The following is a 25,824-nucleotide window of genomic DNA, read 5'->3' as shown; positions in this document are numbered from 1 at the left end:
GGAGTTTGCATGTTTCTGGGCCAAGGCCAAGCGTGCCGTCAGGTCCTTAGGTCCGCACCCCGGCAAAGCGTTCCTGCCAATCTTCACGCTGCTCGTCCGTGATCTTGCTGAACAGCACATCGGGCACGGTGAAGGCATGGCCCGCGGGCAGGGCGTTCAGCGCGGCGGACACATCATCGGGCCAGCTGTCATCGCGGGTCTGCATCGCGGCCAGCATCGCGGCGCTGGCATCGGGGATGAAAGGCGCGGACAGAACCGCATAGAGCCGGATCAGGTTCAGGCCCAGACGCACTTGCGCGGCCGCCTGTTCGGGGTCGGTTTTAAAGGTCGACCACGGCGCGGCGGCTTGCAGGTATTCATTGCCCGCCACCCAGATCGAGCGCAATTCCTGCGCAGCCTTGCGGACCTCTTTGTCCTCCATGAACTGCTCGTAAGCACGGATTTTGCTGGTCAGATCGGCGATCAGGGCCTCTTCGGCCGCGCCAAAGCTGCCGCCTTCGGGCACGGCCTCGGTGAATTTCGAACGGCAGAACTTGGTGATCCGGCTGACAAAGTTGCCCAGCACGTCAGCCAGGTCCTTGTTCACCGAGCCCTGGAAATTCTCCCAGGTGAATTCGCTGTCCGAGCTTTCGGGCGCGTGGCTCAGCAGCCACCAGCGCCAGTAATCGGCAGGCAGGATCTCCAGCGCCTGATCCATGAAGACACCGCGCCCGCGCGAGGTGCTGAACTGGCCCCCGTCATAGTTCAGGTAGTTGAAAGACTTGATGTAATCGACCAGCTTCCACGGTTCGCCGCAGCCCAGCATCGTGGCGGGGAAGCTCAGCGTATGGAAGGGAACGTTATCCTTGCCCATGAACTGGGTATAGGTCACGTCATCCGCACCTTTATCGGTGCGCCACCAGCGGGCCCAGTCGTCGCCCTTGCCGGCATTCACCCATTCCTGAGCACAGGCGATATATTCGATGGGGGCGTCGAACCAAACGTAGAAGACCTTGCCCTCCATGCCGGGCCAGTCCTCATCGCCCTTCTTGACGGGAATACCCCAGTCCAGATCGCGGGTGATGCCGCGATCCTGCAGCCCATCACCATCATTCAGCCATTTCTTGGCGATCGAGGTGGTCAGAACCGGCCAGCCCTGACGGGTGTCGATCCATTCCTCTAGCTGATCCTTCATTTCGGATTGGCGCAGATACAGATGCTTGGTCTCGCGCATCTCCAGATCGGTCGAGCCGCTGATGGTCGAATGCGGATTGATCAGCTCGACCGGGTCCAGCTGCTTGGTGCAGTTGTCACACTGATCCCCACGCGCGCTTTCGAAACCGCAATTGGGGCAGGTGCCTTCGATATAGCGGTCAGGCAGGAACCGGCCATCGGCCTTGGAATACATCTGGTTTTCAGTGACTTCGCGGATCAGGCCGTTTTCGGCCAGCTTGCCGGCCATATGCTGAGTCAGAGCGTGGTTTTCAGCACTGGAAGACCGACCAAAATGGTCAAAGGACAGGCGGAACCCTTCGGCGATCTTGGCCTGAACCTCGTGCATCTCAGCGCAATATTCGGCCACGGGCTGTTCAGCCTTGGCCGCGGCCAGCTCGGCCGGGGTGCCATGTTCGTCGGTCGAGCACAGGAACAAAACCTCATTCCCACGGGCGCGCTGATATCGGGCAAACAGATCGGCCGGCAATTGCGAGCCCACAAGGTTACCCAAATGCTTGATCCCGTTGATGTATGGGATTGCCGAGGTGATCAGATGACGTGCCATATCGCTTGCCCTTCGATGCGTTTGATGCCTCCTTAGCGCAAGCCACGTCCGGGTGCCAGCCTTCAACTCTTTTCAAAAGGAGCGCGCTGACGCGCGCACAGGATATCTCGATCCTCGCCTCCGGCTGCGGTCTCGTGTCGTGCCGATATGTGACGTGCCGGATCACCCTGTCTTCTTTGCTCTGACAATACTCCGGGGGTTTGGGGGCTGGCCCCCAATCTTTCCTGTAAACTCCTTTCAGCTTCTGGTCTTTTGAAAATGACGCGGTATCTTTCCCTTAAAGTTGCATGCGAGGAGCAGGAAGATGAAAACCAATGCACTGGGGCGTACCGGGTTGCAGGTGTCGGAATTGTGCCTGGGCACGATGACTTTCGGTACTCAGACATCCGAGGCCGGGGGGCATGCCCAGATGGACATGGCGCTGGAGCGCGGGATCAATTTTGTGGACACGGCGGAGATGTATCCGGTGAACCCCGTGTCTAAGGAAACCGTGGGACGCACCGAAGAAATTCTGGGCACCTGGCACGCGGCCAATCCGTCGCGTCGGGGCGAGTATATTCTGGCGACGAAGCACTCGGGCGAAGGTTTGGCCGCCGTGCGGGATGGCGAGGCGATCAGTTCCAAGACCATCGCCAGCACCGTCGAAGGCTCGCTGAAGCGGCTGCAGACCGACTATATCGACCTCTATCAGTTTCATTGGCCCAATCGCGGCAGCTATATGTTCCGTAAAAACTGGGCCTATGATCCGTCCTCGCAATCACGCGCAGAGACGATGGCCCATATGGAGGATTGTCTGGACGCGCTGCAAAAGCAGGTGGACAAAGGCAATATCCGCCATTTTGGCCTGTCCAACGAGAGCGCCTGGGGCTGTACCATGTGGGCGATGATGGCCGAGAAGCACGGCGGGCCGCGTCCGGCCTCGGTGCAGAATGAATATTCGCTGCTGTGTCGCCTGTTTGATACCGATATGGCCGAGATGGCCGCGAACGAGGATGTGGGCCTGTTGTCCTTTTCCCCGCTGGCGGCTGGTCTGTTGACGGGCAAGTACCAGGATGGCGCGGTGCCCGAAGCCTCGCGCAAGAGCCTGGTGCCCGAACTTGGCGGGCGCAACACGGACCGGGTGTATCCGGCGGTACAGGCCTATCTGGCCATTGCTGCGCGGCATGGGCTGGACCCGGTGCAAATGGCGCTGGCCTGGTGCTGTACGCGCCCCTTCATGACATCGGTGATTTTCGGGGCGACGACCTTGGCCCAGCTGGAGCATATTCTGGATGGGGCCGACACTGTACTTGGCCCGGACGTTCTGGCCGAGCTGGACCAGGCTCACAAGGCGCATCCAATGCCCTATTGATTGGATGTCAAAGAGAAAAAGAAGGCCGGGGCGATTGCTCCGGCCCATTTGTTTGGGTGAGATGACATGAGTTGGGTTCTGATTTCCATCGCGGCGGCGGCGTTTCAAACCCTGCGGTTCATGCTGCAGAAAATGCTGGCGATGGGCACCCTGTCGTCGGGCGGGGCGACGCTGGCGCGGTTCCTGTATTCCGCGCCGTTTGTGGTCAGCCTGGCCGTTGGGTATGTGTGGTGGCGAGGGCAGGGGCTTCCCGAAATCGGTCCGCGCTTTGTGCCATTTGCGCTGACGGGGGCCGTATCGCAGATCTTGGCGACATGGTGCGTGGTGGCCCTGTTCGCACAGCGCAATTTTGCTGTTGGGATCACGTTTAAGAAAACCGAGACTGTGCAAACCGCTTTGGTGGGGTTTCTGGTGCTGGGTGATCGTATCTCGCTGGGCGGCTTGGTTGCGATTTTGTTGGGGCTGGTCGGGGTCTTGGTGCTGTCGGATCACAAACAGGGCGAGGCCGCGGGCCTGAAACGGTTCCTGAACAAGGGCGCGGGGCTGGGGCTGTTGTCTGGCGCGTTCTTCGCGGTGTCCGCCGTGGGCTATCGCGGCGCCACGCTGGAGGTCGGCAGCGATGATCCCTTGATGCGGGCCTTGGTGGCCCTGGGATGCGTGACGACCACCCAGGCGCTGGGCCTGAGCCTGTGGCTGCGCCTGCGCGAACCGGGCGAACTGACCCGCGTTTTGGAGTCCTGGCGCACCTCGGTCTGGATGGGATTGGCCGGGCTGGGCGGCAGTCTGGGCTGGTTCACCGCCTTTACCCTGATGAACGCAGCCTATGTTTTCGCCGTCGGTCAGGTCGAGGTGATTTTCTCGATCGCGGCCTCGGTTCTGTTCTTCAAAGAGCAGATCACCCGGCGCGAGATCGCCGGGATTGCCCTGATCAGTGCGAGCGTCCTGTCATTGGTCCTACTCCTTTGAGGCGCAGGAACAGGTTGGCTTCTTCGTTGTTCTTAAAGAATGGCACGCTGTCGGGCGGGGTCAGATCGTGGGCGCGCGCGGCGACCTCGGCCAGAACGACCTCGGTGATAAATGGCAGATCGAATTCGCGCACCTTGGGCAGCGGGATCCATTGCAGGTGCGAAAGCTCGTCGCAGGCGGCGCCGAAATCATCCAGATCACTGGCAATCTCATCCGCATCAATCAGGAAAAACCGCGCGTCAAACCGGCGTGGCCGCCCCGGCGGCGTGATCGCGCGAAACACGAATTGCAGCGGATGGGCTGCGGGCAGATGGCCCGTGGCCGCAAACGTGGCCCAATCGTCGGGCGGAGCAACATCCCAGCTGCCCTTCTGGCCCAGGATCAACCCGGTTTCTTCCCACAACTCGCGGATCGCAGCGACAGACAACGCATGGGTCAGGTCCTGGGCTGCGTCTTCGCGCAGACGGGCGCTGCATACCTCTGGCATTTGCGTCGCCAGAGGGATCGCGGCATCCTCTGCATCCACGGCCCCGCCGGGAAACACGAATTTGTTGGGCATAAAGGCCGCCTTGGCCCCGCGTTGCCCCATCAGCACATGAGGATCGCTGGTTCGATCCCGCAACACGATCACCGTGGCCGCGTTGCGGATCGCGGTTTTGTCAATTGTCATAGTCCCTCCTCGCAGAGAGCCTATCTGGTTCCGCCGAACCCGTGCATCCCACGTGCCCATTGGAACCCGATCGTGGCCCCCTTCAACCGAGGAAGAAGGTAGAGCGACATAAGCACCGTGCCAATAGCGAAGATCGTAAACAGGATCAGGGGCTCGGGGCGCCAGGCCTGATACACCACGAACATCAGCGGCACCATGATCTTGCCGACGATCAGGATCGTCAGATAGGCCGGGCCGTCATCGGCGCGGTGATGGTGAAACTCTTCTTTGCAGACCGGGCAGGATTTGCGCACGGTCAGATAGCCCTTGAGCATGGGCCCGTTGCCGCAGCAGGGGCATTTGCGCTTCCAGCCGTTGACCAGGGCAGGCCACGTCGCGCGCTCCTCGATGTAAGCAGTGTCAGTCATAGTTCCCTCGCGTATCCCTAGACCGGTCAAAGTGGGGAACCCTGTCAACAAATTAAAGTCGACGCTTTGTCCTTGCGTCCCGATGTCGCAAATCTGCGCGGACCCTGTCGATCACAGGCGCGTGAGGTCGCAAGTTTTTCGCGACCGAGCCGACGGAAACCCCCAGTCACCCCGTTTAGTGATCAGAAAACAGGCCAAGAGGCCGGTTTCTCGAGCAAGACACAAACTGGAGACAACACAATGAAACGTGCAATTCTGATTTCGACCGCCGCCGTGCTGACCCTGACCATCGGTGCAGGCACCGCGATGGCTTTTGGCAAGGACCGCATGGGGGGTCATCCCGGTCCGCGCGGTCCAATGCTGAACTTTGAAGAAGTCGACACCAACGCTGATGGCAAGATCACGCCCGACGAGGTCGCCGCTCATTTCAAAGCGCGGTTTGACAAGACCGACACCAATGGTGACGGCGCGCTGAGCGCCGAGGAAATCGCCGCCGAAATGCAGGCCAAACAAGCGGATCGTCTGACCAAGCGCGCCAAGCACATGATCGTTGATCGCGACACGAACGATGATGGTGTCCTGAGCCTGGAAGAAATGCAGCCCAAGAAGCAAGGCCGCATGTTCGACCGCCTGGATGCCGACGATGACGGTGCTATCTCGGCCGAAGAATTCGCTAAGCTTGAAAAGCGCATGCAAAAGCACGGGCCTGGTGAAGGCAAGATGATGCGCCATGGCGGTGGTCAGGGTCATGGTCATGGTGGTGAGCGCCCGATGCCGCCGATGCCCGCAGAATAATCCGAACGGATTTCGTGACGATTGCGCCGGGCAGGGATTGCCCGGCGCGTGCCGAAAGGATACGGCAAAAGGACGATGACCATGCCCTTTGATGCCTTCGCGGATGTGCCTGATGACGCGCTGTTGGTGCTTTTTGCCAACGGCGATGGCGATGCGGCGCGCGCGCTGAACGTGCGGCTGACGCCTCGGGCGTTTGGGCAGGCGATGCGGATGCTGAACGATCGGGCCGAGGCCGAGGACGTGGCGCAAGAGGCCATGTTGCGCCTGTGGAAAACCGCGCCGGACTGGCGTCAGGGCGAGGCCAAGGTCACCACGTGGCTGTACCGGGTGGTCGCCAACCTGTGTACGGACCGTCTGCGCAAGGGCAGGGGCGTGGATCTGGACTCGGTTCCTGAACCCGAGGACGACCAGATCAGCGCTGAAGGGGCGTTGCAGAACCAGGCGCGACTGGCCGCGCTGCGGGATGCATTGGCGCAGTTGCCCGACCGGCAGCAACAGGCGGTGACGCTGCGCCATATCGAAGGGCTGACCAATCCTCAGATCGCCGAGATCATGGGGATCAGCACCGAAGCGGTCGAAAGTCTGACTGCACGAGGAAAACGCGCGCTTGGCGGCATTCTGGCCGGACGGCGCGCAGAATTGGGGTATACTGATGGCTGAGATGGACAAAAAATCAGACCTGTTTGACCTGGACGACCTGTTCGAAACGGCGCGCACACAGAACGCCGCGCCTGCCCCTGATTTCATGGAGCGGGTGTTGCAGGATGCGTTGCAAGTACAGACCGATGCGGTTGTGGTGGCTGCGCCGCCGCGCGCCTCCTGGATACGTCAGCTGCTGTCCGCCATTGGGGGCTGGCCAGCTGTGGCCGGTCTGGCCACCGCCGGAGTCGCCGGCCTGTGGATCGGTGTGAACCCGCCCAATGCGCTGGCCACGACCACTGAAAACCTGTTGGGCAGCACCAGCGATCTGTATCTGGTCGATCTGATGCCGTCCTACGATCTCGACCTGGCCGAGGGATAAGCCGATGACCGATCCTGTTGAAACACCGAAAAAGAAAACCGGCACGGGGATGCGTCCTTGGTTGAAGGTCGTGCTGTTCGCCTCGTTGGCACTGAACTTGGCCGTTGCTGGGTTGGTGATCGGAGCGGCCGTGAATTACGGGCCGCGCGATGGGCACCGTCCGCCGCGTGTGGATATGATGATGGGCCCCTATACCCATGCGCTCAGCCCCAAGGATCGCCGTGCAATCGGCGAGCAGCTGCGCCATGAATACCGGGCAGAACGTCCCTCGCGGGCTGAGATCCGCGCGCAGTTTGACAAGGTATTGGTGGCATTGCGCGCGCAGCCGTTTGATGCCGCCACGGTCGAAAAACTGCTGAAACACCAACTGGAGGTCGGCCTGGAGCGCCAGGCCATTGGTCAGCGTCTTTTGCTCCAGCGCCTCGCGGATATGAGCGAGGCTGAGCGGATAGAATTCGCTCAGCGACTGGAGGACGGGCTGAACAAACGAAAAGGTCCCGAGCCAGGGAAGTTCGATCGCCCCTGATCGCGCTGATCGCGCCAGGGCCGTTGAACAGGCCTATCGACAGGAATGTGCCAGTTCAAATCAGGGGCCGATCCAGGGTTGTCACCTGGTTTCGGCCCAGGTTTTTGGCCCCATACAGAGCCTGATCTGCCCGTGTCAGCAAAGATTCCGCTGACTCTCCGATCTCTTGATCCTTTTGGGGCTGCAGGCCCGGCGGAAAGGCCATGGCCAGACCGATGCTGACGGTCACTGGGATCGGATGGCGCGAGGCGGGGATCGTCATCGGCGTGTCCGAGACGATCCGGCACAGATGTTGTGCGGCCAGCTGCGCTTCTTTCAGATGCAGATCGGGGATCGCGATCAGGAATTCTTCGCCTCCGATCCGCGCGACCAAATCGCCCGACCCGACAGCGCCCAACAGACGGCGCGCCACCTCGGCCAGAACGGTGTCGCCCGAGGCATGGCCAAAGCGATCATTGATCCGCTTGAAGTGATCCAGATCCGCCAGCATCACCGCCAGACTGGTTTTGCGCTCGATTGCATTGTCGATCAGGCGTGCAAGCTGGGGCATGGCATAGCGGCGATTGTGCAGACCTGTCAGCGGATCCACCAGCGCGGCGTGCAGACCATCCTGCAAGCGTTCATGCATCTGGTCGGCGCGGGCTTTGCGGCGCAGCAACTGGTCCAAGCGCAGGCTGATCTCGACCGGATCAAAGGCCCCGCTCATCACGTCATGCGCCCCCAGATCCAGCATCTGCGCGGCCGGTTCGGGCGCCTCATCGGGCACGTAAATCAGGAATTGGCAGCGGCGATAGCCCGGCTGCGCCCCCAGCGTGGCCAGCAAGGAGGCGCCGAAATCGCCCTCATCTGCGGCGGTTGAGGCGATCAGGATCACGTCCGGCACCTGGCCACGCCCGAAATCACGCGGCAGGTTCCGCGGCGAATGCAGCGAGAACCGATAGGGGCGTTCCTTTTCCAGGCGCTTGATCCAGGTGAGACCGCTGGCCGCGTCATCCGACAGAACCGCGATATGCGAGGGCCGGGCAAAGCGGCGGGTCGGTTCCGCAAATCCGGTCGAGGCCACGGCCTGCGAGTGCAGCATGCGATCGTCCCGGCTGGTGCCGCTGCGCAGCAGGCTGCGCAAACGCGCCAGCAACAGGCGCGAGTCCGGCAGGCGCACCATCACGTCATCGGCCCCGGCGGCCAGAATATCCAGGCGGCGCGCGCGATCCTCTTCGCAATCCAGCACGACCAGTGCGATGTCTCCGAACTTGGGATGTTTGCGCAGCTGTCGGCACATCTGGCTGGCGCTCATGTCCGGCAAGGTCGAGGCCAGCAGCACGATGTCAGGCTGCACACGGCTCAGCATCTCTAGCCCTTCCGCCCCTGATGCGGCTTGGCTCACGTCGTAGAAAGCAGCGCAAAGTCGAACCCGAAGGCTGATCCTGTTGGTTGCGATCCCGTCGATTATGAGAATTCTTCCGGGCATGGATGGACAGGGTACTCTTACAATGATCCTGCGCGTTGCAGGGGAGGGGTAACTTGATAACTCCTTTATTTTCTGGGATTGGTTAAGAAACGGTAACCAATTTGGTAACAAGGCGAACGATCATGGCCATTGGGCGGGAAAAGGCCGAAACATTGGCGTTGCAGGCACTGGAATGGCTGGTGGGCAATGACGAGCTGCTGCCGGTCTTTCTGGGGTCGACCGGGGCGGGGCTGGATGATCTCAGGGCCGGTGCGACGGACCCGGATTTCATGGGGTCGGTGCTGGATTTTCTGCTGATGGATGATGCCTGGGTGACGGCGTTTTGCGACGCCCATACGCTGCCCTATGACCAATTGATGCAGGCCCGCGCGGCCTTGCCCGGCGGGCAGGCAGTCCACTGGACCTGATCACAGGGTTTTCAGTGGAATATCCGCCGAGTCTTCGATCTTTGTCAGGATGCGCCACAGCTCGTTAGCTTCGTCGCCCGTCAGGATATTCGACAGGATTTCCGAGTTCTGACGCGCAAAGGGCGTGGCCTTGCTGATCGCCTGACACCCGGTTTCGCTGAGCACGACCTGACGGGTCCGCTTGTCCTTGCTGCCCGAACTGCGCACCAAAAGGCCGTCCTCTTCCATCTTGCGCAGGGCGCGGCTGGTGGCGGTGCGGTCGATCCCCACGAAATCAGCAATATCCGAGGGCTGCGACAATCCCTCGTTTCCGACGGCCAGCAGAATGCACCAGGTCGTGCGGCTGAGCCCCAGGGTTTTCAATTGCTCATCCAGCCGTCTTTCCTGCAAGCGGGCGGCCACGGACAGATGATAACTGAGCGATTGGTGAAGCCGATACGGATCGTTCTGTTGCATGGGGCTAAGGGGCCTGAACGGGGGGCGAAAGTCAAGCAAGTGACGGGCAAGAGCCGGGCTTTGCCGCTTGCCAATCGTCGCAGGGGGCGGCAGGTTCGGGGCAAACAGAAACCGAGGCAGATCATGCAGATCAAAGGCATATTGTTCGACAAAGACGGGACCTTGTTTGATTTCCGCGCCACCTGGGATGCCTGGGCGGCGCAGATGATCCGCGAACTGGCCGATCACGACGCGGATCTGATCCGCAAAGTCGCCCATGTCGTGCGTTTTGATCTGGAGACGGGCGGGTTTCATGTCGACAGCCCCTTTATTGCGGGCACCAATGCCGAGGTCTCTGACGCGGTGGCGGGCGTGCTGCCGCATCTCAGCGCTGCTCAGGTCGAGCTGTTTCTGGAACAGCGCGTGGGCGAGGCAACCCTGGCGCCTGCGGTCGATCTGGCTCCGTTCCTGACGGGGTTGCGCGCGCAAGGCATGCGGCTGGGCGTGATGACCAATGACAGTGAATTCGGGGCGCGGACGCAGCTGGATCAGGCCGGGGTCACCGCGCTGTTTCACTTTATCGCCGGGTTTGACAGCGGATTTGGGGCCAAACCTGCGCCAGACCCCCTGTTGGCCTTTGCCGATCACATGAATCTTGCGCCCGAAACGGTGGTGATGGTGGGCGACAGCACCCATGATCTGCTGGCCGGGCGGCGCGCCGGGATGCGCACGGTGGGCGTTCTGACCGGCACCGCCCTGACCGAGGAACTGGCCCCGCTGGCGGATGTTGTCTTGCCTGATATCGGGCATATCCCGGCGTGGTTGCAGCAAACCGTCTGAACCTGCGTGAACGCATGTGATTTGGCCTTGGTGCGGCGCTGCGCTAGGGTGCAGCGAAGATATTCAGGAGAGAGCCATGCAACAACCAGAGGATTGGAGCAAAACACGTCTGGTGATGGCGGGTGTGGGGGCTGCCGGAGGGGTCTCGTTTTGGGGGTTGGCCGAATTCCTGCCCGACGTGATCGACAATGCGCGCCTGCTGCTGTTCCTGTTCATTGTTGTCTTCGGGTTTTTCATCGAGCTTCTTTCGCTGTCCGGGCCGATCCCGGTGCGTCGGGCGGCACTGCCGTCCCTCGGGATCGGGGTTGGCGTTGCGGCGCTGATGGTCTGGGCCAGCCTGCGATTTGCCGAGCTTGAACCCTTTATGGAGGCCGGTCACGCTGCCGCTGCCCTGTTTATCATCTATCTTGTGGCGACGCCCTTTGTATCCGTCCGGCTGGAACATGGCCGGGCGCAGTGGCTGGACTATGGGCATCTGTTTCAAACCGCCTGGGGGCTGATCGTTCGGGCCATGGCGGCGGCTTTGTTCACCGGTGTGTTCTGGGGCGTGTTGTTCCTAAGCGACGCTTTGCTGGGCCTTGTCAGCATCGACCTGATCGAAGACATCATCGAGCAAGAGCCCATGCCGTTCCTGATCACCGGCACCGTCGTGGGTTTGGCCTTGGCGGTGGCGCATGAATGGCGCGAGTATGTCTCGCCGCACCTTCTGTTGCGTCTTTTCCGGCTGCTTGTGCCACTGGTTGTGCCGGTTCTGGCCCTATTCATCATCGCCGTGGGGCTGAGCGGCCTTGAGGGCACGCTGAGCTTTTTCTCGGAAACTGCACTGCTGACGGCGGTGGCGATCGGGGGGATCACGCTGGTCACGGTTTCCGTGGATCAGGATGCCAAGCACCAGGTCTCGGCCCGCTGGATGGTGTGGATGGTGCGTGCCCTGGCCGTTTTGTTGCTGCCGGTGGCCCTGCTGGCCCTGTGGGGGATCGGAGCGCGGGTGATGCAATATGGTTGGACGCCCCAGCGTGTGCTGGCTGCGCTGTGCGTGTTCAAAATCTCGCTCTATGGGGTGGTCTATGCGGTGCTGGTGCTGTGGCGCGGAGAATGGATGCAGCGTTTGCGCCGCGCCAATGTGGGGCTGGCCCTGTCGACGCTTGCGCTGGCCGTGCTGTGGCTGACCCCGGTCCTGAACGCCGAACGCTTGTCGGCCAATTCCCAGGCCCGGCGCATTCTGAACGCCGAGGCCACTGTCGACCAGGCTGCCATTTGGGAGCTGTCGCATGAATGGGGTAAGGCGGGCAAACGCGCGCTGTACCTGTTGCGCACGACCGAAACCTACCCCAACCGAGCCGAAATCCTGGCGCTGATCGACAAAGCCGAGGCTGCCGACAGCCGGTGGAATTTCACCAAAGCGGTCGACACAAAATCATCCGAGGCGTTGGCGGCGCAGGTGCACGCCATGGTCGAGGTCTTTCCCGAAGGACAGACCCTGCCACAGACGGCCTTTGAGGATATGAACACCTATCAGCTGGAGCGCATCAAGAAAGGCTGCAACACATCGCTCGAAGATGGCACGCAGGGGTGTTTGTTCCTGTTCGTCCCGTTCCGCCCCGATCTTGAGCATCCCGAAGGCCTGTTGGCCTATGTCACGACGGGCGATCGCGTAGATGCCTTTACCTATCAGTTGAAAGACGGAACTCTGACCCGGTCGGGCAGTTTGCGGGATGTGGCAAACAGCCAGCGGATTCACCTTGGGCGCAAGGCCTTGCAGGATATCCGCGCAGGCCATTTTGAAATCGCGCCTGCTCCGGTCAATGTTCTGAATCTGGACGGGAATGTGATATTCCCTGACAATTAGACCTATTGAGGGAATTTTAAGAGCTCTTCGGGCAGTTTTACGAGTGTGGTTTGTAATGGTGAGAAGTATGCACGGGCTGATCAATCGCGCGATACAATGTTTTGTGCGCGATACATATGGAAATGAAATCTGGCTGGATGTCGCGCGCCGCGCCTCCCTGGCAGATCCCACCTTCGAGGCGATGCTGATCTACGAAGATCAGCTGACCGATCAGGTGCTGGCCGAACTTGCGCAGGTTTTGAACAAAGCGCATGCCGAGCTGCTCGAAGATCTGGGTACCTATCTGGTGTCCCATCCCAATGTCGAGGCACTGCGCCGGCTGCTGCGCTTTGGCGGGGTCAGCTTTATGGAGTTTTTGCACTCGCTCGATGATTTGCCCGAACGCGCGCGCATGGCCGTGTCCGATTTGGAATTGCCCACTCTGGAACTTTATGAAGAAGACCCCTCGCGCATGTATTTGCACGTGAAATCCCGCCATGATGGCTTTGGCCCCGTTATGTTGGGGGTGTTACGAACGATGGCGGATGACTATGGCGCCTTGGTGCTGCTGGATCTCAGCCATCGCGGACCGGGCGACGATATTATCGAGATTTCTCTGGTCGAAACCGCTTTTGCAGAGGGGCGCAGCTTTACGCTCAGCGCGGGGCAGGACTAAGATGGCTGCGTTTTCCCATTCTGACCTCGGGGCGTGCCTGGACACGCTGTGCCCGATGCACCTGATCCTGGACTCGCAAGGTGGCATCCAGCATGTCGGTCCCACATTGCAGAAATTGCGGCCCAGTTTGACTTTGGTCGGTCTGCCAGTGCTGGACGTATTTGACGTGACTCGCCCTAAACTGCTGACGGCCGAAGATCTGTTCGCGCGGCCGCATGAAAAACTCCATCTGCAATTTCGCCAGGATCCCCCAACGATTCTGAAAGGGGTGCTCAGCCGGTGCGGGGATCTGTACCTGTTGAACCTCTCGTTTGGGATATCGGTCCTGGAGAGCATTCGCGACTATGATCTGACGAACGCGGATTTCGCGCCTACCGATATGATGATCGAAATGCTCTATCTGATCGAAGCGAAATCCGCCGCCATGGAGGCCAGCCGCAAGCTGAACATGCGTCTGCAAGGGGCCAAGATCGCTGCTGAAGAACAAGCCTTTACCGACACTTTGACAGGGCTGAAAAACCGCCGCGCGATGGACCATGTCCTTGGGCGGCTTATTGCGACGAATAAATCCTTCGCGCTGATGCATCTGGACTTGGATTTTTTCAAGGCGGTCAATGACACGATGGGCCATGCCGCCGGGGACCATGTTTTGCAGCATATTGCTCAGATCATGGTCGAGGAAGTGCGCAAGGATGACACTGTTGCGCGGGTCGGTGGGGATGAATTTGTTCTTATATTTCAGAATATTGGGAAACGGGAAACCCTGTCCCGCATTGCCTCGCGGCTGATCGAAAAAATGGAGAAGCCTATCCCCTTTGGGGGGCAAGACTGCAAGGTTTCGGCCAGCATCGGGATTGTTTTGTCTTCCGACTACGACGCCCCGACGGCCGCCGAATTGCTGACCGACGCGGATGAGGCCTTGTATGCCTCAAAACGCCGGGGGCGGGCTTGTTTTAGCTTTTTCGCGTAGCACATCGGCGCTGAACGGATCTGCGGATGCACGCGCCTTTACCCAGCGGCGCGGGCATCCGGTTTGAAACCGATCAATTCGTCAGAGACAGTGAACCGCCCGCCTTTCAGCTTCTCGATCTTGCCGTCTCGCAGCAATTGACCGAAAGAGCGCAACCCGTCTTCGCGTGTGAACTGATACTCCTCGACCTGACGGGCTTTGTTCATCAGTTGTGGCCGCGAGAATTTCTGACGCCCTTCGACATAGGACATGTAGGCCGCGGCGGCCTCCATGACATCGGACAGATCCTTGACACCGGCCTGTGCTGCAAATTCAGCGAAGGTCGCGGTTTTTTCCTGGCTCGTCTCGGCAGGGGGCGTATTCGGTGTGTCATCCTCCAGCGAAACGCGCCGCGGGCGCACCACACGCGGTTGCGCAGCGTTTTCCGTATCGACGCGCTGCTCGGCGACCAGTTTCAGCGGCGCTGGTTTCTGAGTTGGACGGCGGCCAGCGTCTGCCTGCGTTTCGCCCGAGCGCGGACGGCGCGGCCGCACGACGCTGTTCAGGTCGTCGCGATAGGCGTCCAGATCGTCGTCACCACGTCCCAAACCTCCACCGGCTTCGGTTTCGGCGCGAGTTGCCTCGACGGCGGCGCGCAGATGGGCAATTGCGCTGCGACGATGGGCGCCTTCAGGGCGATCCATCTCTTCTGCGGCCTTCTCCATCAGGCGCGACACATCGGTTTCGCCGCTGGCGGCGGCCGGCGCGGAATCCGCAGGGGCGGTTTCTTCGGGTTCGGCAAAGATCGAGGCCACATCTTCGTCCTCGGCAGGCGTGTCGCCAAGCCGGGTAAGGTTCAGCTCAGCTTCGACCTCGGCCAGTTCCCGCAGCAGGTCTTCCTCGTCGTCTGCGGAAAGCCCCGCGTCGGGTTGCGATTTGGCAGAGTTGGATTCGATTTTCCCTTCGGCGACAGCGGCATCGAAGGCTTCGCGCTTCATGCGGATCACACGCGCCGGACGGGTCGCTTTGGGGGGCTCTTGCGGTTCGGGGTCGCGCGCCTCGGCGATATCTTCTGCCAGTTGAGGATCGTCGACAGCGGCCGGTTCTTCGGGCGCGTCCAGGGGTGAGAGCTCTGAAAGATCCTCGGGCTGTTCCTCGGACTGTTCCTGGGATTCGACCACCAGATCTTCGGCGTGCTGGTCTTCGGAATAGTCGACCACCGGGGCGTCGTCGCCAGAGTTGCGATTCACCACGGCTCGAATGCGCGACAGCTTCTCGGCCACGCTGTCTTCGTCAAAGCTGGGCACAGGAGCAGGTTCTGGAGCCGGCTCGGTGGCGGGTTCGGCGGTCAGCTCGGCAACCTCGTCCTCCAGGATCGGGGTTTCGATAACCTCCTCCGCTGGCTCTTGGATGATTTCGGCGGCCAGGGGCTCCGGTTCGGCATCTTGCAGGTCCATGGGATCCGAGGGAGATTCCACAACCGGCTCGGCTTCTGGCGCGGGCGCCTGGGCGGGCAGATCCGTTGTCGGGCGCAGCACGATCGAGCCACTTTCTTCGCGGGCTTCCACCTGGCGGGCGGCTTTGTGTTCGGCGATCCGAGCCAGCATTTCGGCATCCGGGGTCGGCGGTTCCGCCCCGAAAAAACGGTCATCCGCGGCCAGATCGCGGAAATATTCTGCGATGTCCTTCATCATGTCGAACGAGTCATCGAACCCTTCCAGCGTACAGGAGAAGGTTCCATAGGAGACTGTCAGAATTTTGTTCGTGTTAACCATGACTACTCGCTTCCATGTTCGTTTGGGCTATTGTTTACCATGTGTAACCAGACCAAAGCGGAACGAATCTTGGGTTTTTACTGTATCATTTCGTGGCAACATTGTGATCCTCGTCGTTAACAGGCCCTAAATTGCCAAAGAATCAGCCCTTTTTTCAGTCAGATCATCCCGTAACATTGATCGGGGCAGGCAGCGTGACCTCCGAGAAACTGGCGCTCGCGCGGGGTTTTGCGCCTGTGATTGTTTCCGCAGACGGAGGAACAGACGCGGCTTTGACCCAAGGCTTGGCGCCCGAAGCGGTGATTGGCGATCTGGATTCTATCTCGGATCAGGCGCGCCAGCAGATCCCCAAGGATCGGATTTATCAAATCTGCGAGCAAGACAGCACAGATTTCGACAAGGCGTTGCGCAACATCGATGCGCCCCTGGTGATCGGTGTCGGGTTCGAGGGCGACCGGATCGATCATATGCTGGCCTGTTATTCGGTGCTGGTGCAGCGGGTGAGGCCGCCTTGTATCCTGCTGAGTGGCGCGCAGATTGTGTTTCATGCCCCGCCAGAGTTGGAACTGGATCTGGACCCCGGCACGTTGGTGTCCCTGTTCCCGTTAGCGCAGGTGCGTGGGACATCCGAGGGTTTGGACTGGCCCATTGACGGGCTGGAGATGGCCCCAAATGCGCAGATCGGGACCTCGAACCGGGCGCAGGGGACGGTTCGATTGCAGATGGCGGGGCCAGGGATGCTGGTGATCTTGCCCTTGGCGCAGTTGGGGGCGGTTGCCCGAGCTTTGCCTAGCGCAGGCGGTTGGGAATAGGGGCGCTGCCCCTCTGCGCCTGCGGCGCATTCACCCCGGGGTATTTGGGCCAAGAAAAAGTCAGCAGTTGGGGATATTGACCGCCAGCCCGCCCAGCGAGGTTTCTTTATAGTGGGCGTGCATATCGCGCCCGGTTTGGCGCATGGTTTCGATGGCGGCATCCAGTGGCACGAAATGTTGTCCGTCGCCGCGCAGGGCCAGAGAGGCGGCGGCGACGGCCTTGATGGCGCCCATCCCGTTGCGCTCGATGCAGGGGACCTGGACCAGCCCTTTGACCGGATCGCAGGTCATGCCGAGGTGATGTTCCAGCGCGATTTCAGCGGCGTTTTCGATTTGGGCCGGCGTGCCACCCATCACGGCGCACAGACCGGCGGCGGCCATGGCCGCGGCCGAGCCGACCTCGGCCTGGCAGCCGGCCTCGGCGCCCGAAATCGAGGCATTGTATTTGATGAGCCCCCCGATCGCGGCAGCCGTCAGCAGGAACTCATCTATTTTGGCCGATGTCGCGCCGGGCACGTGATCCAGCCAGTAGCGGATAACGGCTGGCAGCACTCCGGCAGCGCCATTGGTGGGGGCGGTGACCACCTGGCCCCCGGCGGCGTTTTCCTCGTTTACCGCCATGGCATAGGTGCTGATCCAGTCATTTACCGTGTGCGGCGCGGGCTGGTTCAGGCCGCGTTCAGAGTGCAGCGCGTCATGAAGGGCTTTGGCGCGCCGTTTAACGTTCAACCCACCGGGCAGGGTTCCTTCTGTGGTCAGGCCGCGGGTGAGACAGCTGTTCATGACCTGCCACAATTGGGTCAGCCCCGCGTTCAGTTGGGCGTGACCGATGCGCGAAAGCTCGTTTGCGGTTTTCATTTGGGCGATGGTTTTGCCCGATTGCGCAGCCATTTGCAGCATTTCGTCGGCCGTGTGAAAAGGAAACGGTACGGGTGGGCCGTGATCGGTGTCCTCGCCCCGGGCCAGTTCGGCCTCGGTCAGGACAAAGCCGCCACCGACCGAATAGTAAGTCTCTTGCAGGGTGACGTCGCCCTGAGCATCGGTGGCCATCAGGATCATCCCGTTGGCGTGGCCGGGTAGGGGGTGATCATAGTCAAAGATCAGGTCGGTTTTGGGAGCGAAGCGCAAAGGCCCCAGGTCGTCGTGCTGGATCGTGCCGGTGGCATGGATTGCGGCCAACGCCGCCTCGGCCCGGTCGTGGTCATAGGTTTCGGGCGCGACCCCGGCCAGCCCCAGGATTGTGGCCCGATCGGTGGCATGGCCGACACCCGTAAAGGCCAACGAGCCGTGCAGGCTGGCGCGCAACCCGTGAAATTCAAACGGTGAGGCGCGCATTTGATCCAGGAAACGTGCTGCGGCCACCATTGGCCCCATCGTGTGCGACGAGGACGGGCCGACGCCCACCTTGAACATATCAAAGACCGAAAGGAACATGGTGCGCCTGTCTCATGCCATTGGGGTTTGGCCCAACGTGGCACATTCCTTGCGGTTCAGACGATCGAAAACGACCCATTGCGCAGGAAAACGGTCAATTTCGCCGATGTTTACCATTTGTAAAGGATGCGGGCTTCAGGGTGGTCAGCAGGAGAGAGAGATGCGAAATAGTCTTCTGACAGGGCTTGTTCTATGCCTGACCTTTTGTTGGTCCCCTCTGGTGCGCGCATAGGAACCGGGGGCAATGCTGGCCGATGCCATCGTCGAATCCTTGCGAGAGCGGCCAGAGCAAGGATTGGAAGAAATATCCGAGGTGGTTCTGGGCTTTGGCCGGGATGGCCGCATTGATGCGGCGGGCATCGAAGACATGATCGCAGTGCGCCGGGCCTCGATGCGGGCAACCGCTTTGCGCCGTTTGCTGGCGGCTGATTTGGACAATGATGGCGCGTTGACGCGGCGCGAAATTGGTGCGGTCATGGCGACTCTGCCAGCGACCTTGCGGGCCCGTTTGGTCATGAGCCACCGACAGGCCGACATAGACAAGGACGGGACGGTCATCGCATCGGAACTGCGCGACTGGGGCGAGGCGGTCGCGCGAAAGAACGTCAGCGAAACCCGCGCCGAAAACTGGCGCAGGCTGATGCTGCTGGACATTGACGAGGACGGGTGGCTGACCATCCATGAAGCGGCCGAGGTGATCGCGCGCTATCGTGACGGCACGTGACGAGATACCTGATGTCGCAGCTATAGATGGCAGCGAGAAAACCGGGCTGTCCATCGCGCGCAAAAACGGCTGCGGGCCGATCAAACTGAGGCTCTGCGCCCCTGCTGCCACGAATTCCGCGTTTTCAGCGTGGCCCTGACCAGACATCTTTCCTATAAGCGTTCCAAAATCAACGGAGTCGCTGCCATGACCGGAGAATTGTCGCCCATCGACAAGGCCAAATTTGTCGCCGCCAAACGCGCGGTGGAATTCATCGAAGACGGAATGAAAGTAGGGCTGGGCACGGGCTCGACCGCGGCGTGGATGGTGCGCTGTCTGGGCGAGCGGGTGCAGAACGAAGGCCTGCGCATCAAGGGCGTGCCAACCTCGACCCGCACGGCCGTTCTGGCCGCGGAACTGGGGATCGAGGTGATCAGCCTGGACGAAGCCAAGTGGCTGGACGTCACCATTGACGGGGCCGACGAATTTGACGGCGATTTCAACCTGATCAAGGGCGGCGGTGGCGCGCATCTGCAGGAAAAGGTCGTGGCCACGGCCAGCGACCGCATGGTGGTGATCACGGATGCCAGCAAAGAGGTCGAAACCCTGGGCGCCTTCCCCCTGCCGGTCGAGGTGATCCCATTCGGCTGGCAAACCAGCAAAGCGCTGATCGAAGAGCTGCTGATCTCGATGGACGTGATGGGGCGCGAAACCACCTTGCGCATGAACGGCGACGCGGCTTTCGTCACCGATGAGGGCAATCACATCGTTGATTTGCACCTCAATCGCATCGGCAACGCCCGCCAATTGGCGATGGCGCTGAATCAGATCCCCGGCGTGGTTGAAAACGGGCTGTTCATCGATATCTGTGACACGGTGGTCATCGGCTATGGCGATGGCCGTGTGGAAACGCGTGATATCAACGAAGGCACCGTGCAGGCCGAGCGACTGGAATTCGTCGAGTCGGAAAACCTGTTCCGGGACCTGTCGGACTAAGGAAACCAGATGACTTTCGACTATGATCTGTTCGTGATCGGTGGCGGCTCGGGCGGGGTGCGCGCTGCGCGTGTCGCGGCGGGCGATGCGGGGGCCAAGGTGGCTCTGGCCGAAGAAGACCGGTATGGTGGCACCTGCGTGATCCGGGGCTGTGTGCCTAAGAAACTGATGGTTTTCGCCAGCGAATATGCGGGCATTGCCGATGACGCGGCGGCTTATGGCTGGGATGTCAGCCTGGGCGATTTCAACTGGGGCCGCTTCAAAACCAAGCTGCACAGGGAACTGGACCGTTTGGAAGGCATCTATCGCAACCTGCTGAAGGGCTCGGGCGTGGACAGCTATGATGCGCGCGCACGGGTTGTGGATGCCCATACGGTCGAGCTGTCGACGGGCGAGCGCAAGACCGCGAAACACATCCTGCTGGCGATGGGGGGGCGTCCGGTCAAACCCGATCTGCCGGGGGCCGAGCTGGCGATTACCTCGAACGATATCTTCCATCTGGAAGAGATGCCGGAAAACATCCTGATCCTGGGCGGTGGCTATATCGCCTGCGAATTTGCCGGGATTCTGAATGGCTTGGGCGTCGAGGTGACGCAGTATTATCGCGGCGCACAAGTGCTGCGCGGCTTTGACGAAGAGGCCAGTGGCCTGGTGTCCGAGGAAATGATCCAGCGCGGCGTGAAATTGCATCTGGGCACCAATATCCTGGCGATGGAAAAGACCGAGGACGGCAAGATCAAGGTCAAGGCCACCAATGGCGATGAAACCGTCTTTGATCAGGTGATGTTCGCCACCGGCCGCGCGCCAAATACCGATGACATGGGTCTGGAAGAGGTCGGCGTAAAGCTGGGCCGGGGCGGTCAGGTGCTGGTGGATGATTATGGCCAGACCGAGGTGCCCTCAATCTATGCCGTGGGCGACGTGACCGACCGGGTGAACCTGACCCCCGTGGCGATCCGCGAGGGCATGGCCTTTGTCGAAACCGTCTTTAAGGGCAATCCAACGAAACCTGATCACGAACTGATCCCGACTGCGATCTTCACCCAGCCCGAATTCGGCACCGTGGGTCAAAGCGAAGAAGAGGCGCGCGAGGCCGGCCCGATCGAGGTCTACTGCACCTCGTTCAAACCGATGCAGACAGCCTTTGCCGGGCGGGCGGAACGTGTGATGATGAAACTGGTGGTATGCGCCGACACCCGCCGTGTGCTGGGCTGTCACATCGTGGCCCCCGGCGCGGGCGAGATGATCCAGCTGGCCGGGATCGCGGTCAAGATGGGCGCAACTAAGGAAGATTTCGACCGGACAGTGGCCGTGCACCCCACCATGTCCGAGGAAATCGTGACGATGAAGGCACCCGTGCGGACCGCCTGAACTTGAAAAATGCGGCGGGCTGCACAGATTGAAGGGCAGCCCGACACAACGGATAACAAGAGGAACACTGGTTTATGGCTGGGAATTCTGGCGGCCCATGGGGCGGCGGCGGAAACAGGGGAGGAGGCGGTGACGACAATCGCCCCAACAATGGCGGAGGGCGACGTCCGCAGGACGACAGCCCCCAGATCCCCGAGATCGACGAGCTGATGAAAAAAGGCCAAGAGCAATTGCGCGTCCTGATGGGCGGCAATGGCGGTGGCCAGGGACGTGGGCGTTCGGGCGGCGGCTCGGGTGGTCCGCGCTTTACCCGCGGGACACTGACCCTGGGCGCTCTGGTCTTGGTTGGTTTGTGGCTGTTCAGCAGCTTCTACACCGTCAAACCCGAAGAACAATCGGTCGAGCTGCTGCTGGGCGAATATAACGCCACCGGCAACCCCGGTCTGAACTTTGCCCCCTGGCCCATCGTGACGGCTGAGGTGGTGAACGTGACCTCGGAGCGGACAGAGAACGTGGGCGTGGCCCGTGGTGCGCAAGACACAGGGCTGATGCTGACCACTGATGCAAACATAGTGGACATCGATTTCCAGGTGGTCTGGAACATCAATGATCCCGCGAAACTGCTGTTCAACATCCGTGACCCGCGCCTGACCGTTCAGGCCGTGTCGGAGTCGGTAATGCGCGAGATCATCGCGGCCTCTAACCTGGCGCCGATCCTGAACCGGGATCGTGGTCTGATCGCCGACACCGCGCGTGAAAGCATCCAGGCCACGCTGAACGAATACGAAAGCGGCATCAACATCGTGCGTGTGAACCTTGAAAAGGCCGACCCGCCGCGCGAAGTGATCGACAGCTTCCGTGAAGTGCAGGCCGCCGAACAGGAACGTGACCGTCTGCAACGTCAGGCTGACGCCTACGCCAACCGTGTTCTGGCCGAAGCGCGCGGTGAAGCCGCGCAAAAGCTGGAAGAGGCCGAAGCCTACCGCGCGCAGGTCGTGAACGACGCCCTGGGTGAGGCCAGCCGCTTTACCTCGGTTCTGGAAGAATACCAGAAAGCGCCCGAAGTGACCCGCAAGCGTCTGTACCTGGAAACCATGGAAAAGGTTCTGGGTGACGTGGACAAGACCATCCTGGATCAGGGTGTGATCGGCGAGGGCGGCACCGGCGTTGTGCCTTACCTGCCGCTGAACGAAACCCGTCGCACCGGGGGGAACTAAGCCATGAACAAGACTACATTTATTCTGCCTGTTCTGGTCATTGTCATTGCCGGGATTCTGTCCTCGGTCTTTGTGGTGGACGAACGTGAGAAGGCCCTGGTGCTGCAATTCGGTCAGATCAAGGCCGTCAAGGAAGAGCCGGGCCTGAGCTTCAAAATCCCGCTGATCCAGGAGGTCGTGACCTATGACGACCGCATCCTGTCGCTGGACACCGAAACCATCGAGGTGACCCCCTCGGATGACCGTCGTCTGGTCGTCGACGCGTTTGCGCGCTACCGGATTTCAGACGTGGTGCAGTTCCGTCAGGCCGTTGGTGTGGGCGGTGTACGCGTCGCCGAGGATCGTCTGTCCTCGATCCTGAACGCCCAAATCCGCGAAGTTCTGGGTGCTGATCAGGTGACCTCGGACACGATCCTGTCGTCTGATCGTCGTGCGCTGATGGTGCGGATCCGGGATCAGGCCCGCGCGGCCGCTGTCAGCCTGGGGCTGGACGTGGTCGACGTGCGTCTGAAGCAGACCAACCTGCCTGCGCAGAACTTGAACGCCACCTTCGCCCGGATGCGGGCCGAGCGTGAGCGCGAAGCTGCGGACGAGATCGCCCGTGGTAACGAAGCAGCCCAACGTGTGCGCGCGCTGGCTGATCGTACCGTGGTGGAAACCCTGTCCGAAGCCGAGCGCGAAGCCCAGGTGACCCGAGGCGAGGCCGACGCAAAACGCAACGGCATCTTCGCCGAGGCCTTCGGCACGGACCCGGAGTTCTTTGCCTTCTACCGCTCGCTGCAGGCCTATGAAAAGGCGCTGCAAGGGGGGAATTCGTCGATGGTGATGACGCCGGACAGCGAATTCTTTGACTATCTCAAAGCGGACACCGTCGCGCGATGATCGCGGCGGCCTGTCTGGCCCTGGGGCTGGTACTGATCGTGGAGGGGCTGGCCTATGCGCTGGCCCCTTCGCTTATTGAGCAGATGCTGGAGGCCCTGAAGGCGCTGCGCGAAGATCAGCGGCGATTGCTGGGGCTGGCGGCCCTGGGTCTGGGTGTTGTGTTGGTTTGGATTGGCAAATCCCTGGGCGCTTGATCGCGAGCGGATGAGAAGGAGGAGAGCACTGGGGCGCTGCCCCAGACCCCGGAGTATTGGCCGAGCAAAGAAGCGCAGGGGATCAACAGCGGTTCACGGCCAGTTGAGGGGTTGAGAGAGGGTTTGAGTTGCCATCGGCGGCGTGGGCGTGGATGGTAGGGGAGATGCTGGGTCCGGAGCCCGGCCATGTCCTAGGATCAAAGGAGAGATGGGAGTGAGCAGTCAGGCAATTTCTGTTCCGTATCGTGGACGCGGGATGCAGGCCTTGTGGCTTGGTGTTGTGGCCTTGGTGATGGTTGTGGTTCAGGCCGCAAGTGCACAGGCGCGGCCCGACAGTCTGGCCGATCTGGCCGAGAAGATCAGCCCGTCGGTGGTGAATATCACCACATCGACCGTGGTGGCGGGGCAGTCAGGCGGGGCGCCGATCGTGCCCGAGGGCAGCCCGTTTGAGGATTTCTTTCGCGAGTTTCAGGATCAGAACCGCGGGGATGGGGATCGACCGCGTCGGAGTTCGGCATTGGGCTCGGGATTCGTGATTTCCGAGGATGGGTATATCGTTACCAATGATCACGTGATCAAGCAGGCCGACGAGATCGTCATCGAGTTTTTCAGTGGTGAGGAATTGATCGCCACGGTGGTAGGAACGGACCCCAAGACCGATATTGCCTTGCTGAAGGTCGAGGCGGACGAGCCGCTGCCATTTGTGACCTTTGGTGACAGTGATGCGGCGCGTGTTGGCGATTGGGTTCTGGCCATGGGCAATCCGCTGGGGCAGGGGTTCTCGGTTTCGGCTGGGATCGTTTCGGCGCGCAACCGGTCGCTGTCGGGCAGCTATGACGATTACATCCAGACGGACGCGGCGATCAACCGGGGCAACTCGGGCGGGCCGCTGTTCAACATGGATGGCGAGGTGATCGGTGTGAACACCGCGATCCTGTCACCCAATGGGGGCTCGATCGGGATCGGGTTTTCGATGGCCTCGAATGTGGTGACGCGGGTTGTGGATCAGCTGAAAGAGTTCGGGGAAACCCGTCGTGGCTGGCTGGGTGTCAGCATCCAGGACGTTACCGCCGACGTGGCCGAAGCGTTGGGTCTGGAGAAGACCGCCGGGGTTTTGGTTACGGATGTGCCGGACGGGCCTGCCAAAGAGGCAGGGATCGTGCAGGGGGATGTGATCCTGAGCTTTGACGGGGTCGAGGTCGTGGATACCCGCGCGTTGGTGCGCCAGGTTGGCAACACCTCGGTTGGCAAAGCCGTGCGGGTGATGATTTTCCGCGAGGGCAAGACCCAGACCATCAAGGTGACGCTGGGCCGTCGTGAAGACGCCGAGGCCGTGCGCACCGCTGCTCCTGCCCCGGAAAAGGCAGAAGAGCCCAAGGAAATGCTGGGCCTGACCCTGAGCCCGCTGACCGATGAGTTGCGCAGCGAGTTGCAGCTGGCGGATACGGCGATGGGCCTGGTGGTGATGGATGTGGATCAGACCTCGGAGGCCTATGAAAAAGGGTTGCGGGCGGGTGATCTGATCACCGAGGCCGGTCAGCAGAAGCTGGAGAATGCGGGGGACTTGAAGGACCGCGTAGACGAAGCCAAAGAGGCCGGGCGCAAGTCCTTGCTGCTGTTGATCCGCCGCTCGGGCGAGCCGCGCTTTGTGGCGCTGTCCATTCAGGACTGACAGCCATCGGTTTCCTGCATTGAAGGCCGGCCCAGATTGGGGCGGCCTTTTTCGTGTGGGGTTATTGCTCGGTGGGGCGCTCGATCGCGATCAGCCCCAGTTTGCGGGCGGCTGCGGTCGACAGGATGCCGGAATCCAGCCCCTGGGCTTTCTGATATTTCCGGATGGCTGCGCGGGTGGGGCTGTCCATTTCGCCGGTAATCGCGCCGCGATACAGGCCGCGCGCGGCCAGAGCGCGCTGGACAGACGAGACGAATTCGGGCGTTTGAACATCAGGGCAGGGGGCCTGAAACCAGGTGTCCTTGCGCTCTTGGACGATACGCTGCTGGGTTTCGGTCTTGTAAATGGCGGGCTGGATGACCTTGCCGTCGCTGGTGATTTGCGCGGGTTGCAGCATGATTTGCTGGGTTACCGTTTCGATCACCGCGGGTCGGGTGTGTTTGCCCCAGCAGGTGCCCGGCGCGGCGCCTGGAGGGGCCTGTTCCAGGGTGCGGGTCAGGGGGGGCTCGGGCGAGATATCCGGCACAGGCAGGGTGGTGTTGCAGGCCGTCATGGCCATAAGGGCCGCCACGGAAAGGGCCGGAACTGGGAAACGGGTCATCTGCTCTGTTGCCTCTTGCGGCGTGTTTGCTCCAGTCTAGCGGGTTTTCAGCGGTGGGGAAAGTGTGGG

The 25,824-nt window shown here is 61.1% G+C and carries 27 protein-coding genes; 19 read left to right on the top strand and 8 right to left on the bottom strand.

Annotated elements, in window-relative coordinates:
• Positions 1-46: 46 nt before the first annotated feature.
• Complete coding sequence (gene metG, locus ACXADQ_RS20140) at positions 47-1,759, bottom strand: methionine--tRNA ligase (RefSeq protein ID WP_475325686.1); 1,713 nt, start codon at positions 1,757-1,759, stop codon at positions 47-49.
• A gap of 304 nt (positions 1,760-2,063) precedes the next feature.
• Between metG and ACXADQ_RS20135 the strand changes: the two genes are divergently transcribed.
• Together ACXADQ_RS20135 and ACXADQ_RS20130 are read left to right on the top strand one after the other, a co-directional pair.
• The gene (locus tag ACXADQ_RS20135; RefSeq protein WP_475325683.1) at positions 2,064-3,110 is read left to right on the top strand and encodes an aldo/keto reductase; all 1,047 of its coding nucleotides are present in this window, start codon (positions 2,064-2,066) and stop codon (positions 3,108-3,110) included.
• A 66-nt stretch (positions 3,111-3,176) separates the two neighbouring features.
• Positions 3,177-4,076, top strand: a complete 900-nt coding sequence (locus ACXADQ_RS20130; RefSeq protein WP_475325680.1) for an EamA family transporter — start codon at positions 3,177-3,179, stop codon at positions 4,074-4,076.
• On the opposite strand, the gene ACXADQ_RS20125 is transcribed toward ACXADQ_RS20130, so the two are convergent.
• Together ACXADQ_RS20125 and ACXADQ_RS20120 are read right to left on the bottom strand one after the other, a co-directional pair.
• A complete protein-coding gene (locus tag ACXADQ_RS20125) occupies positions 4,039-4,746 on the bottom strand; it encodes an NUDIX hydrolase (protein ID WP_475325678.1) in 708 nt (235 codons plus the stop codon). The genes ACXADQ_RS20130 and ACXADQ_RS20125 overlap by 38 nt on opposite strands.
• A gap of 20 nt (positions 4,747-4,766) precedes the next feature.
• Positions 4,767-5,153 carry a DUF983 domain-containing protein gene (locus ACXADQ_RS20120; protein ID WP_475325675.1) on the bottom strand — a complete coding sequence of 129 codons (387 nt, stop codon included), beginning with the start codon at positions 5,151-5,153 and terminating at the stop codon, positions 4,767-4,769.
• A gap of 240 nt (positions 5,154-5,393) precedes the next feature.
• Here ACXADQ_RS20120 and ACXADQ_RS20115 point away from each other — a divergent pair, with 240 nt between their 5' ends.
• The 4 genes from ACXADQ_RS20115 (at position 5,394) to ACXADQ_RS20100 (ending at position 7,495) form a co-directional block, all read left to right on the top strand.
• Positions 5,394-5,948, top strand: a complete 555-nt coding sequence (locus ACXADQ_RS20115) for an EF-hand domain-containing protein (protein ID WP_475325670.1) — start codon at positions 5,394-5,396, stop codon at positions 5,946-5,948.
• A gap of 75 nt (positions 5,949-6,023) precedes the next feature.
• Complete coding sequence (locus ACXADQ_RS20110; protein WP_475325667.1) at positions 6,024-6,608, top strand: RNA polymerase sigma factor; 585 nt, start codon at positions 6,024-6,026, stop codon at positions 6,606-6,608.
• Entirely contained in the window at positions 6,601-6,969 is a 369-nt protein-coding gene (locus tag ACXADQ_RS20105) for a hypothetical protein (RefSeq protein WP_475325664.1), read from the top strand. The genes ACXADQ_RS20110 and ACXADQ_RS20105 overlap by 8 nt, the downstream gene beginning before the upstream one ends.
• Positions 6,970-6,973: 4 nt before the next feature.
• Positions 6,974-7,495 carry a periplasmic heavy metal sensor gene (locus ACXADQ_RS20100; RefSeq protein WP_475325660.1) on the top strand — a complete coding sequence of 174 codons (522 nt, stop codon included), beginning with the start codon at positions 6,974-6,976 and terminating at the stop codon, positions 7,493-7,495.
• A 55-nt stretch (positions 7,496-7,550) separates the two neighbouring features.
• On the opposite strand, the gene ACXADQ_RS20095 is transcribed toward ACXADQ_RS20100, so the two are convergent.
• Positions 7,551-8,963 (bottom strand): diguanylate cyclase domain-containing protein, encoded by a 1,413-nt coding sequence (locus tag ACXADQ_RS20095; protein ID WP_475325657.1) that lies wholly within the window; start codon positions 8,961-8,963, stop codon positions 7,551-7,553.
• Between the two features lie 122 nt (positions 8,964-9,085).
• On the opposite strand from ACXADQ_RS20095, the gene ACXADQ_RS20090 reads away from it, so the two are divergent.
• Entirely contained in the window at positions 9,086-9,370 is a 285-nt protein-coding gene (locus ACXADQ_RS20090) for a DUF3572 domain-containing protein (protein WP_475325653.1), read from the top strand.
• Here the strand turns inward: ACXADQ_RS20090 and ACXADQ_RS20085 are convergent, their stop codons facing one another.
• A complete protein-coding gene (locus ACXADQ_RS20085; RefSeq protein WP_475325650.1) occupies positions 9,371-9,826 on the bottom strand; it encodes a MarR family winged helix-turn-helix transcriptional regulator in 456 nt (151 codons plus the stop codon).
• A gap of 123 nt (positions 9,827-9,949) precedes the next feature.
• Here ACXADQ_RS20085 and ACXADQ_RS20080 point away from each other — a divergent pair, with 123 nt between their 5' ends.
• The 4 genes from ACXADQ_RS20080 to ACXADQ_RS20065 all read left to right on the top strand — a co-directional run bounded on the left by ACXADQ_RS20080 (position 9,950) and on the right by ACXADQ_RS20065 (position 14,119).
• Positions 9,950-10,645, top strand: a complete 696-nt coding sequence (locus ACXADQ_RS20080) for an HAD family hydrolase (RefSeq protein WP_475325646.1) — start codon at positions 9,950-9,952, stop codon at positions 10,643-10,645.
• 76 nt (positions 10,646-10,721) lie between these two features.
• Positions 10,722-12,494, top strand: a complete 1,773-nt coding sequence (locus tag ACXADQ_RS20075; protein WP_475325644.1) for a hypothetical protein — start codon at positions 10,722-10,724, stop codon at positions 12,492-12,494.
• Between the two features lie 67 nt (positions 12,495-12,561).
• Entirely contained in the window at positions 12,562-13,149 is a 588-nt protein-coding gene (locus ACXADQ_RS20070; protein ID WP_475325641.1) for a heme NO-binding domain-containing protein, read from the top strand.
• A gap of 1 nt (position 13,150) precedes the next feature.
• Positions 13,151-14,119, top strand: coding sequence for a diguanylate cyclase domain-containing protein (locus tag ACXADQ_RS20065; RefSeq protein ID WP_475325638.1), 969 nt, complete (start codon positions 13,151-13,153; stop codon positions 14,117-14,119).
• Between the two features lie 38 nt (positions 14,120-14,157).
• On the opposite strand, the gene ACXADQ_RS20060 is transcribed toward ACXADQ_RS20065, so the two are convergent.
• Positions 14,158-15,873, bottom strand: a complete 1,716-nt coding sequence (locus ACXADQ_RS20060) for a hypothetical protein (RefSeq protein WP_475325635.1) — start codon at positions 15,871-15,873, stop codon at positions 14,158-14,160.
• 194 nt (positions 15,874-16,067) lie between these two features.
• On the opposite strand from ACXADQ_RS20060, the gene ACXADQ_RS20055 reads away from it, so the two are divergent.
• Positions 16,068-16,685 (top strand): thiamine diphosphokinase, encoded by a 618-nt coding sequence (locus ACXADQ_RS20055; protein ID WP_475325632.1) that lies wholly within the window; start codon positions 16,068-16,070, stop codon positions 16,683-16,685.
• Positions 16,686-16,745: 60 nt separating this feature from the next.
• Here ACXADQ_RS20055 and ACXADQ_RS20050 read toward each other — a convergent pair whose 3' ends face one another.
• Positions 16,746-18,119: an L-serine ammonia-lyase gene (locus tag ACXADQ_RS20050; protein WP_475325630.1), complete on the bottom strand. Its 1,374-nt coding sequence runs from the start codon at positions 18,117-18,119 to the stop codon at positions 16,746-16,748.
• A gap of 244 nt (positions 18,120-18,363) precedes the next feature.
• Between ACXADQ_RS20050 and ACXADQ_RS20045 the strand changes: the two genes are divergently transcribed.
• The 7 genes from ACXADQ_RS20045 (at position 18,364) to ACXADQ_RS20015 (ending at position 25,154) form a co-directional block, all read left to right on the top strand.
• On the top strand, positions 18,364-18,843 hold the full coding sequence (locus ACXADQ_RS20045; protein ID WP_475325627.1) for an EF-hand domain-containing protein: 480 nt from the start codon (positions 18,364-18,366) through the stop codon (positions 18,841-18,843).
• A 186-nt stretch (positions 18,844-19,029) separates the two neighbouring features.
• Positions 19,030-19,818, top strand: a complete 789-nt coding sequence (gene rpiA, locus ACXADQ_RS20040; RefSeq protein ID WP_475325624.1) for a ribose-5-phosphate isomerase RpiA — start codon at positions 19,030-19,032, stop codon at positions 19,816-19,818.
• A gap of 9 nt (positions 19,819-19,827) precedes the next feature.
• Positions 19,828-21,189 (top strand): glutathione-disulfide reductase, encoded by a 1,362-nt coding sequence (gene gor, locus ACXADQ_RS20035; RefSeq protein WP_475325621.1) that lies wholly within the window; start codon positions 19,828-19,830, stop codon positions 21,187-21,189.
• A 74-nt stretch (positions 21,190-21,263) separates the two neighbouring features.
• On the top strand, positions 21,264-22,406 hold the full coding sequence (gene hflK / locus ACXADQ_RS20030; RefSeq protein ID WP_475325619.1) for an FtsH protease activity modulator HflK: 1,143 nt from the start codon (positions 21,264-21,266) through the stop codon (positions 22,404-22,406).
• A 3-nt stretch (positions 22,407-22,409) separates the two neighbouring features.
• The gene (hflC, locus tag ACXADQ_RS20025; protein WP_475325617.1) at positions 22,410-23,288 is read left to right on the top strand and encodes a protease modulator HflC; all 879 of its coding nucleotides are present in this window, start codon (positions 22,410-22,412) and stop codon (positions 23,286-23,288) included.
• Complete coding sequence (locus ACXADQ_RS20020) at positions 23,285-23,482, top strand: DUF2065 family protein (RefSeq protein WP_475325615.1); 198 nt, start codon at positions 23,285-23,287, stop codon at positions 23,480-23,482. The genes hflC and ACXADQ_RS20020 overlap by 4 nt, the downstream gene beginning before the upstream one ends.
• Positions 23,483-23,738: 256 nt before the next feature.
• A complete protein-coding gene (locus ACXADQ_RS20015; RefSeq protein ID WP_475326111.1) occupies positions 23,739-25,154 on the top strand; it encodes a DegQ family serine endoprotease in 1,416 nt (471 codons plus the stop codon).
• 61 nt (positions 25,155-25,215) lie between these two features.
• Here ACXADQ_RS20015 and ACXADQ_RS20010 read toward each other — a convergent pair whose 3' ends face one another.
• Positions 25,216-25,755 carry a peptidoglycan-binding domain-containing protein gene (locus ACXADQ_RS20010; protein WP_475325611.1) on the bottom strand — a complete coding sequence of 180 codons (540 nt, stop codon included), beginning with the start codon at positions 25,753-25,755 and terminating at the stop codon, positions 25,216-25,218.
• Between the last annotated feature and the right edge of the window lie 69 nt (positions 25,756-25,824).

The sequence above is a fragment of the Thalassovita sp. ABM4_323 genome, from assembly GCF_056158665.1.
Note: the sequence above shows the minus strand (reverse complement) of the source record. Positions and strands in the feature narration are given on the sequence as shown.

What these genes read in the sequence shown, in the direction of transcription:
- ACXADQ_RS20110 (WP_475325667.1), top strand. Translation starts at nt 6,024, where the DNA reads ATGACCATGCCCTTTGATGCCTTCGCGGATGTGCCTGATGACGCGCTG.
- hflC (WP_475325617.1), top strand. Translation starts at nt 22,410, where the DNA reads ATGAACAAGACTACATTTATTCTGCCTGTTCTGGTCATTGTCATTGCC.
- ACXADQ_RS20050 (WP_475325630.1), bottom strand. Translation starts at nt 18,119, where the DNA reads ATGTTCCTTTCGGTCTTTGATATGTTCAAGGTGGGCGTCGGCCCGTCC.
- ACXADQ_RS20105 (WP_475325664.1), top strand. Translation starts at nt 6,601, where the DNA reads ATGGCTGAGATGGACAAAAAATCAGACCTGTTTGACCTGGACGACCTG.
- ACXADQ_RS20125 (WP_475325678.1), bottom strand. Translation starts at nt 4,746, where the DNA reads ATGACAATTGACAAAACCGCGATCCGCAACGCGGCCACGGTGATCGTG.
- ACXADQ_RS20060 (WP_475325635.1), bottom strand. Translation starts at nt 15,873, where the DNA reads ATGGTTAACACGAACAAAATTCTGACAGTCTCCTATGGAACCTTCTCC.
- ACXADQ_RS20070 (WP_475325641.1), top strand. Translation starts at nt 12,562, where the DNA reads ATGCACGGGCTGATCAATCGCGCGATACAATGTTTTGTGCGCGATACA.
- gor (WP_475325621.1), top strand. Translation starts at nt 19,828, where the DNA reads ATGACTTTCGACTATGATCTGTTCGTGATCGGTGGCGGCTCGGGCGGG.
- ACXADQ_RS20045 (WP_475325627.1), top strand. Translation starts at nt 18,364, where the DNA reads ATGCTGGCCGATGCCATCGTCGAATCCTTGCGAGAGCGGCCAGAGCAA.
- metG (WP_475325686.1), bottom strand. Translation starts at nt 1,759, where the DNA reads ATGGCACGTCATCTGATCACCTCGGCAATCCCATACATCAACGGGATC.
- hflK (WP_475325619.1), top strand. Translation starts at nt 21,264, where the DNA reads ATGGCTGGGAATTCTGGCGGCCCATGGGGCGGCGGCGGAAACAGGGGA.
- ACXADQ_RS20075 (WP_475325644.1), top strand. Translation starts at nt 10,722, where the DNA reads ATGCAACAACCAGAGGATTGGAGCAAAACACGTCTGGTGATGGCGGGT.
- ACXADQ_RS20020 (WP_475325615.1), top strand. Translation starts at nt 23,285, where the DNA reads ATGATCGCGGCGGCCTGTCTGGCCCTGGGGCTGGTACTGATCGTGGAG.
- ACXADQ_RS20010 (WP_475325611.1), bottom strand. Translation starts at nt 25,755, where the DNA reads ATGACCCGTTTCCCAGTTCCGGCCCTTTCCGTGGCGGCCCTTATGGCC.
- ACXADQ_RS20100 (WP_475325660.1), top strand. Translation starts at nt 6,974, where the DNA reads ATGACCGATCCTGTTGAAACACCGAAAAAGAAAACCGGCACGGGGATG.
- ACXADQ_RS20120 (WP_475325675.1), bottom strand. Translation starts at nt 5,153, where the DNA reads ATGACTGACACTGCTTACATCGAGGAGCGCGCGACGTGGCCTGCCCTG.
- ACXADQ_RS20135 (WP_475325683.1), top strand. Translation starts at nt 2,064, where the DNA reads ATGAAAACCAATGCACTGGGGCGTACCGGGTTGCAGGTGTCGGAATTG.
- ACXADQ_RS20015 (WP_475326111.1), top strand. Translation starts at nt 23,739, where the DNA reads ATGCAGGCCTTGTGGCTTGGTGTTGTGGCCTTGGTGATGGTTGTGGTT.
- ACXADQ_RS20065 (WP_475325638.1), top strand. Translation starts at nt 13,151, where the DNA reads ATGGCTGCGTTTTCCCATTCTGACCTCGGGGCGTGCCTGGACACGCTG.
- ACXADQ_RS20080 (WP_475325646.1), top strand. Translation starts at nt 9,950, where the DNA reads ATGCAGATCAAAGGCATATTGTTCGACAAAGACGGGACCTTGTTTGAT.
- ACXADQ_RS20130 (WP_475325680.1), top strand. Translation starts at nt 3,177, where the DNA reads ATGAGTTGGGTTCTGATTTCCATCGCGGCGGCGGCGTTTCAAACCCTG.
- ACXADQ_RS20095 (WP_475325657.1), bottom strand. Translation starts at nt 8,963, where the DNA reads ATGCCCGGAAGAATTCTCATAATCGACGGGATCGCAACCAACAGGATC.
- ACXADQ_RS20085 (WP_475325650.1), bottom strand. Translation starts at nt 9,826, where the DNA reads ATGCAACAGAACGATCCGTATCGGCTTCACCAATCGCTCAGTTATCAT.
- rpiA (WP_475325624.1), top strand. Translation starts at nt 19,030, where the DNA reads ATGACCGGAGAATTGTCGCCCATCGACAAGGCCAAATTTGTCGCCGCC.
- ACXADQ_RS20115 (WP_475325670.1), top strand. Translation starts at nt 5,394, where the DNA reads ATGAAACGTGCAATTCTGATTTCGACCGCCGCCGTGCTGACCCTGACC.
- ACXADQ_RS20090 (WP_475325653.1), top strand. Translation starts at nt 9,086, where the DNA reads ATGGCCATTGGGCGGGAAAAGGCCGAAACATTGGCGTTGCAGGCACTG.